Annotated in this window: 1 protein-coding gene; it reads right to left on the bottom strand. The window is 49.5% G+C overall.

Annotated elements, in window-relative coordinates:
* A partial coding sequence (locus AC5ELV_RS26020) for an amino acid adenylation domain-containing protein (protein ID WP_493432427.1) occupies nucleotides 1-9,043 on the bottom strand: 9,043 nt, incomplete at both ends.

Genomic DNA, 9,043 nt, shown 5'->3' with positions numbered 1-9,043 from the left:
ATCTATCGGAACATACGCGCCTCCGGCTTTCATAATCCCGAACATCCCCACGATCATATCTATCGAGCGCTCCGTCATCAGACCCACCAGACGATCCTTCGTCACGCCATGACTCCGTAAGGTACGAGCCAATCGGTTGGCTCGTTCATTCAGCTCGCGATAGGTCAACTGCTCTCCCTCGAAGAACAAGGCCGCCTGCTCTGGGGTTTGCAAAGCCTGCACTTCAAACAAACCGTGAATGGTCTGCTCGCTTGGATAGTCCGCTGCCGTATCTCCCCACACGCGAAGGATTTGCTCGCGTTCTTGCTCGGTCAATACATCCAGCTCACGTACAGGAATATTCGGGTTCGCCGTTACCTGCTCCAGCAGTTGCACCAGGTGCCCCTGAATTTTCTCTATACCTTCGTGTTCAAAGACCTGTGCATTGTAGCCAAATCTCATTTGAATTGTATGTCCTGGCATAACGATCAAATTGAAATCATAGTTCGTTTGCTCAATCGACTCTGCTCCCGTAATCGTGAAGCTGGCTTGCTTATCATCACCCAGCAATTCAATTTCTTTCTCCACCGGATAATTTTCAAAAATCATAATATGGTTAATCAAATCTTGCTTGAGTTCTGACAAGCTCTGAATTTCATACAGCGGATACGTGTCATAAGCATGGGAAGCTATAGATTGCTCCTGAATTTGCTGCACCACTGCTGAAAACAGACTTTCCTTACGGCTGCTAATGCGTACAGGCACTGTATTAATGAACAGACCGATCATATGCTCTACATTTGGAATATCTGCGGGGCGTCCAGAGACGACACTACCAAACACAACATCGTCTGTACCGTTATACTTTTGCAGCAATATCCCCCACACCGTCTGTATCAACGTATTGATCGTCACCTGATAACGCTGGGCAATCCTCTGAATTTGGGTTGTCAATCCTATCCCCAGATCAAAATCAAACCGCTCTGCCTGATAACCTGTTTTGCTCTGCATATTAGCTTGAGGTAAATGAACCTGCTCCTCATACCCATCCAGGTATGTGATCCAGTAATGTGAAGCTTCCTGATGATCCTGATGCTCTAGCCATTCAATATATTGGCTGTACGGCGTTACAGGTGCTAGCTCCGGCTGTTTATTGTCAAGAATTGCAAAGTAGCTCGCAAACACTTCATTGGTCAATAGCGACAAGCACCAACCGTCCATCACAATATGATGGAAGCTCCATATAAAACGATACGAATCCTCACCCGTGCGTAAAATAGCAACACGCATCAAGGCATCCTGCGCCAAGTCGAAGCCTCTTTGTTTGTCTTTGTGCGTAAATTCGCGGATATAATCGTTTCGCTCCTCTTCCTGCGCATCCCGTAAATCCTCTACGTATAGCTCACTGCGTTTATGCCGGTACACGACCTGAAGAGGCTCCTCTTTCCAGCCGCTATAGAAATTCGTCCGTAAAACTGTATGTCTCTGAACCAGCCTATCCAGACTTGCTCCAAACGCAGCGATATTAAACTGTCCCTTCAAATCAAAGGAGGACTGTTCAAAATACACCTCGGATTGCGAATCCAGCAGGCTATAGAACAGCATACCCTGCTGCATCGGTGTCAACGCGTATACATTCTCCAATTCACCTACTGGTGCAGCTTTCTCAACTATTTGCTCTAACTCACCGATCGTCAAGCCCTTGAAGGACACATCACTCGGAGTCAGCTCCGGCTGTTCCTGAGCGGTGCAATGCACAATCACTTCTTGCAGAGCGGATTGCAGCAATCCCGCCACATGTTCGATTGTTTCTTTACGATACTGCTTGCGGCTGTAAGCGATTGTCAATCGCAATGTACCCTCTGAGATCAGCGCGTTCAAATTCAGCGTGTACGGCAATCTCGATTGGGGATCGTCTGTCTCGCCTGCTCCATAGGAGGACAACATAATTCTGTTGTTTTGCAAATCCTGATCCACCTGACCCAAATAGTTAAAGCCGATTTCCGGTTCTGCTAAAATTGTACGTCCATGTTTCTCTGCGGCCGCTTCGGATAAGTAGCGCCAAGTGCCGTACGTCAGCCCTTTATGCGGAATCCGGCGCAAGCCTTCCTTCGTTTCTTTGATCCGCTGTGCCAGCGTCAGCCCTGAGCCCGTTTCCAGCAGTACCGGATACAAACTGGTAAACCAGCCAACCGTACGTGTGATATCTACATCGGAAAGGATCGCTTCTCGACCATGACCTTCCAGATTCACCAGCACATGATTTGTTCCCGTCCAGTTATGAATCGCCAAACCTAGCGCAGTCAGGAGCAGATCATTGATCTCCGTGCTATAGGCGTGGTGCGCTTGTTTCAAGAGCTGCTGTGTTTCGCCTTCCGTCCATTCTACTGTTAGCACTTCGCTGTCCGTGTTCAAAGAGTCTTCATAGGCAAAATCCTTCGGTAGTGAAGCTGCCTCCGCTTTGGCCAGTTCGTGTAGCTGCCAGTATACTCCGTCAGACTCGGTGGCTGGACTGTTAGCATAAGCTGACAGCTCTCGTGCCCAGGTTTGGAAGGAATCTGTTTTGAGTGGAAATTGCACAGGCTGGTTCTTGATTGCTTGCTCATAGCCCGTGGAAAAATCCTCAAACAGAATCCGCCATGATACCCCATCTATCACTAAATGGTGGACAGCTATCAACAAATGATCGCCATCAGCACAACGGAACAAACCAAGCTTTACCAGAGGCCCTTCGGCCAGGTTGATGCTGCTTTGAATTTCAGTCGCCTTCGCTTCAAGTTTCTCAGTATGCGTCGTCAATTCAAGAAAATCTGTGATTTCCAGCGTATACAACGATCCTTCCTCTACACTGCGTGTCCAAGCTCCGTACCCGGATGGGGTCTTGTAGAAAACCGTACGCAGCGCATCATGATGCTTCACGATATGATCCATGACCCGGCGAACCGCTGTCTCGTCAAAGCCTGCGGCGCTATAAAGCATTACATCCTGATTAAAGTGCTGCGGACGCTCACGTTCCTGCGAAAAGAACCAGTGCTGAATTGGGAGTAAAACCGTTTCTCCACTCACTTCTCCCTGATGCGCGATCCGACTGACCTCACGAATATGCGGAGCCAGTGTTGCTACCGTTGGATATTGGAACAAATCCTTCATGTCCAGCTTATAGCCTGTCTGGAATACACGGGATGCAATTTGGATCGCCTTGATCGAATCCCCGCCCAAGTCAAAGAAATTGTCCAAAATACCGATGGTCTTTACACCCAGCACCGACTGCCAAACCGCCACCAATGCCCGTTCCGAGGCTGTACGCGGCTCTGTATAATCTACTCCCCTTTGCAGGCTTCCTTCCGGTGCTGGTAATGCTTTGCGGTCAATTTTTCCATTTGGACTCAGCGGCATTCGCTCTAGCTGTACAAAGTACGATGGCACCATATAGCTTGGCAACTTCCGGCCCAGCTCACTTCTTAGCTCACTTGCGTCAATATTCTGTCCAGCCACATAGTACGCCACCATTTGCTTTTGACCTGCCTCATCCGCACGAGCTATAATAACCGCTTCCCGTACGAACTCTACTTTCTGCAACTGCGATTCGACTTCGCCCAACTCAATCCGGTAACCACGGATTTTCACCTGATGGTCGATCCGACCCAAATATTCGATATTGCCGTCAGGCATCCATCTCGCCAAATCTCCAGTGCGGTACATGCGCTCATAACCCGCTTCGCCACTCGCAAACGGATCGGCAACGAATTTCTCAGCAGTTAATTCCGGACGATTTAGGTAGCCACGTGCCACACCCACACCGCTGATGCACAGTTCACCCGCAACTCCAATCGGCTGCAACTGTTCCGTACCTTCCTTCACGATGTACAGACGAATGTTTTGAATTGGCTTCCCGATTGGAATAACTGCATACGCTTCGGTTGGCTCGCAATCGAAATACGATACATCCACCGTGGCTTCCGTCGGTCCGTATAGGTTGATCAGCTTCGCTCCAGCGATACCTGATACAAGGCGTTGGAAACGCGCCACATGTTGCGGCGGCAAAGCTTCGCCACTGGCAAACACGTGTTTTAATGTGCCAAGCTTTGCTTGCACGACCTTCAGCGGCTGCTGCTCTACATACTCTAGGAACGCATGCAGCATCGCAGGTACAAAGTGCATCGTGCTCACACCATCGCGCGCAATCGTCTCCATGATGTCCTCGGGATTCTTTTCACCGCCAACAGACAACAAGCTCACTTTCGAGCCGACAATCGACCACCAGAACAGCTCCCATACCGATACGTCGAACGTAAAGGCGGTTTTTTGCAAAATCGTATCTTCCTCACTCAAACCATACCGATCATGCATCCACAAGACCCGGTTGATCACCGAATGATGCTCAACCATCACGCCCTTCGGTTTTCCAGTCGAACCAGAGGTATAGATGACATAAGCTACATGACGCGGCCCTGCTAATGGTTCCAGATTCGAACCATTTTCATGATAAATATCTTTGCCATCCAGTATCAGCATCTTGCCGTCAAAGCTCAGACTCGCCTGCTCTGCCAGATGCGATTGCGTCAAAACCAATCTCGCTCCCGAGTCCTCTAGCATGAAACGGATACGATCCGCTGGATATTCCGGGTCAATCGGCACATAAGCTCCACCTGCTTTGAGAATCGCATAGATACCCACGATCATCTCCAGCGAGCGTTGTACCAGAATGCCTACAGGCTGATCCGCTTCCACTCCTTCCGCACGTAACGTCCGTGCCAGACGATTTGCCCGTTCGTTCAGCTCACCGTAGGTCAGCGCCTCTGCTCCGAACAGCACGGCCGCCTGATCCGGAGTTCGCGCCGCCTGTTCCTCAAAGAGTGTGCTTAGCGTCTGATTCTGCGGATAATCTACTACCGTCTCTCCCCAAATCCCAAGGATTTGCGCCTGCTCTTCTGGTGTCACCAGTTCCAGCTCGTCAACTCGAATATGTGGATTCTCTACAACTTGCCCGATCACATGTAACACATGTCCTTGCATACGCTTCACCGTAGCCCGATCGTACACATTGGCGTTATATCGAAATATGATTTTGAACACTTCATTCGGTATCACCATCAAGTCCAGATCATAATTCGTCTGTTCAACAACCTCTACATTCGTAATCTCAAAAGCAGACGGCTGTACCTCTCCAATCTGTTCGACCTGCTGCTCTACCGGGTAGTTTTCAAATACCATAATGTGATTAATTAAGTTCTGCTTCTGGTCAGTCAACCCCTGAATTTCATACAATGGGAAGCTGTCATACCTCCCCGAAGCAAGTGCCTGTTCCTGCGTTTTCCGCATGACTTCTGCAAAGGTGGTGTTCCTTTCGCTTTGAATCCGAACCGGGATCGTATTAATAAACAAACCGATCGTGTTCTCCACGCCATTGATGTCAGTCGGACGACCAGAAACGACACTACCAAAAATTACATCCTCATTATTGTTGTATTTCTGTAAAATGAGGCCCCATATACTCTGTATCAGCGTATTGATCGTGACCCACTGCTGCTTTGCAATCCGGTGCATCGCTTCACTCCATGTACTGTCCAGCTCAAGCGTTAGTTGTTCAGGAATATATTCAGATGACTTAGTTGCTGAAGATGTTAAATGCTCTTCGTCGTCTTCGACCTGTTCCTTACGGGAGATATCTTTTCCAGGTAACAAGGTCTGCTGCTCAAAGCCTGCCAGATAGCTGCTCCAGTAGTCTCTTGCCGCACGTTCATCCTGACGCTCGAGCCATTTGATGTATTCTCCATAAGATGTGACCGCTGTAAACTCCGGCTGCTTTTGCTCTAGAAGCGTAAAGTACGTACCGAACACTTCGCCTGTGACCAGCGACAAGCACCAGCCATCCATCACAATATGATGGAAGCTCCAGACCAAGTGATACGTTTCCTCTCCTGTCCGCAAAACCTTTATGCGCATTAGCGTGTCGGTATCCAGTTTAAAGCCCTGAGCTTGATTTTGCAGTTTAAAGCTCTGAATATACGTCTTCTGCTCCGCTTCCTCCATATTGCGCAGATCCTCGAAGGAAAGCTCACTGTCTTTGTGACGAAATACCAGCTGCAAGGGCTCCTGATCCTGCAAGGTATGGAAGTTCGTCCGCAACGCCTCATGCCGCTGTATGAACACATCTAGGCTCTTACGAAAAGCATTCATGTTAAAGCTACCCATTAAATCAAACGAGACCTGCTGGAAGTACGCACCCGACTCCGGCTCCATCAAACTATGGAAAAGCATTCCCTTTTGCATAGGCGAGAGCGCATAAATATCTTCCAGTTCTCCCACAGGGACTGTTTGCGCGGCCAGTTGTTCCAACTGCTCCAGCGTCAGGCCTTTGAACAGCACATCACTTGGCGTCAGCTCGCTCTGTTCTTTGGAAGCGCAATGAACTATGATTTCCCGTAAGCTTTCCTGAAGCAAGCCTGCGAATTTCTCCACATTCTCTTTGTGATACACTTTGCTGTTATAGCGAATTTCCAGAGTCAATACGCCTGCCGTGACTGCTCCGTTTATATTAAGTGGCTGCTCCAAAAGGAAGCTGCCACTTATCGGCTCTCCGCCCTTATGAGAAGAAAACACGATATCGCTATTGTCCACATCCTGATCAAATTGTCCCAAATAGTTGAAGCTAACTTCCGGCTGGAACGTCAATGCTTCTAGGTTCGCATCCGGAGACAAATATTTCAAAATACCGTAGCCAATGCCCTTGTGCGGCACATGACGCAAATCTTCCTTCACCCGCTTGATTCGCTGCCCTGTGTCCACGTTGCCATTCACTTCAAGCAGCACTGGATATTGGCTCGTAAACCAGCCTACTGTACGTGTAATGTCCATATTCGATACGATGGATTCCCGACCATGCCCCTCCAGATTTACCAGCACTCGCTCCTGACCGCTCCAGTGATATATGGCCGTACCAAGTGCAGTCAGCAGCAAATCGTTCACTTCTGTGTTGTATGCACGATGTGCCTCTTGAAGCAACAACCGTGTTTCCTGCTCGCTCCAAACTGCCGTTACCATCTCACTGTCTCGTATCAGGAAATGCTCTCCTTCTGTAATCTCATGATCTTTAGGCAATGGCGCCAATTCCGTTTGGGCAAGATTCATCCAGTACTCCCGCTCGGATTCGAAGGCAGGACTGTTGGCGTATTCGGATAAACGCTCTGCCCAGCTCAAGAAAGAGTCCGTTTTGTATGGTAAACGAATCGCTTCACCTCGAACGGCCTGCTCATACCCTGCTGCAAAATCTTCGAACACAATCCGCCATGAGATGCCATCCACCACCAAATGGTGAACTGCAATTAACAGATGATCCCCATCGGCACAATGAAATAATCCCAGCTTCAACAGTGGTCCTTCATCCAGACGGATCGAACTTTGGATGGCATTCGCTTTCGCTTCCATCGCCGTCACCATAACTTCGGGGTCTGCTACATTCGTCAAATCGACAATGTCCAGACTATACAGCTCACCTTCGTTCAAGCCACGGTTCCATGCTTCATATCCCTGCTCAGTCTGACGGAAAACGGTGCGCAACACATCGTGATGCTCGGTGATTTTAACCACCGTTTGACGCAGTGCAGTTCCGTCAAAGCCTTGTGCTCTATACAGCATCACCGACTGGTTAAAATAATGCGGCTCCGCTGAGGATAGTCCAAAGAACCATTGCTGAATCGGGGTCAGTTGAACCGCCCCGGACACTACCTGCTGATCGACTGTACGGCTAACCTTGTGTACGTGACCACTCAGCAGCGACACAGAAGGATATTGGAATAGATCCTTCATTTCCAGCTTGTAGCCAGCTTGTAGCAATCGGGAGGATACTTGAATCGCTTTGATTGAATCGCCGCCCAGATCGAAGAAATTGTCCAGAATCCCAACTTTCTTCGTACCCAATACCGACTGCCACACCGAAACCAACATCTGCTCCAGTGCTGTGCGTGGTTCCATATAATCCCCTTCGCTTTGCAGGCTGCCTTCGGGTGCTGGCAATGCCTTGCGGTCAATTTTACCGTTCGGTGTCAGTGGCATGGACTCCAGCTGTATAAAATATGAAGGTACCATATGGTGAGGCAGCTTTTCGCCCAGTATGCTGCGTAGTTCACCTGCATTCATTTCTCGTTCTGCCACATAGTAGGCTACCAGTTGGTTTTGCCCTTGCCCGTCTTCTCGAGCTAGCAGGATGGCTTCTTGCACATGTTCTATTTTTAATAGGTTCGCCTCCACCTCACCCAGTTCAATCCGGTAGCCCCGGATTTTCACTTGATGATCGATCCGTCCCAGGTGCTCGATGTTCCCGTCCGGCATCCATCTCGCCAAATCCCCTGTCCGGTACATCCGTTCATATCCGGCTTCTCCGTCCGTAAACGGATTCGGTATAAACTTCTCATCCGTCAGTTCGGGACGATGCAGATATCCACGTGCCAGCCCTACACCTGATACACACAGTTCTCCAGCTACACCCACCGGCGCCAGATGTCCTTGTGCATCCACGATATAGATCCGGTGATTCGGGACAGGACGCCCGATAGCAATCCGTTCCTCCGCGTTCGTGTCCTCAGACACCGGCCAAATTGACGTGACAATGGAATTCTCGGTTGGACCATAAGCGTTGTAGTAAGCCACTTGATGCTTCCACTTGTTTACCAGGTCTGTCGTTGTCGCAGATCCCCCCGTAAACAGGATGCGCAGGTCCGGCATTCGCTCTGCTTCTAGATACACCGCGTACGTCGGTGGTAATAACACGGCCGTAATTTGGTGTTTCGCCATGTACTGCTCAAACTGTCCATAGTTTAAAATCGCTTCCGACGTCGGTATATATAGCGTCGCCCCGCAGAACAGCGTTTGAAACACTTCCCAGCAAGCGGCATCAAAGGAATAACTGGCAAACATCAAGACATGATCCGACAAGCTCATCTGTAGGGTTTCATCGAAATAGGTTTTGAGATTACACAGCCCGCGGTGCTCGATCATCACACCCTTCGGCTGCCCCGTCGTACCCGACGTATAAATCACATACGCCAGATCGTTCGGGCCAGAC

The organism is Paenibacillus sp. NMA1017 (assembly GCF_058895805.1).
Note: the sequence above shows the minus strand (reverse complement) of the source record. Positions and strands in the feature narration are given on the sequence as shown.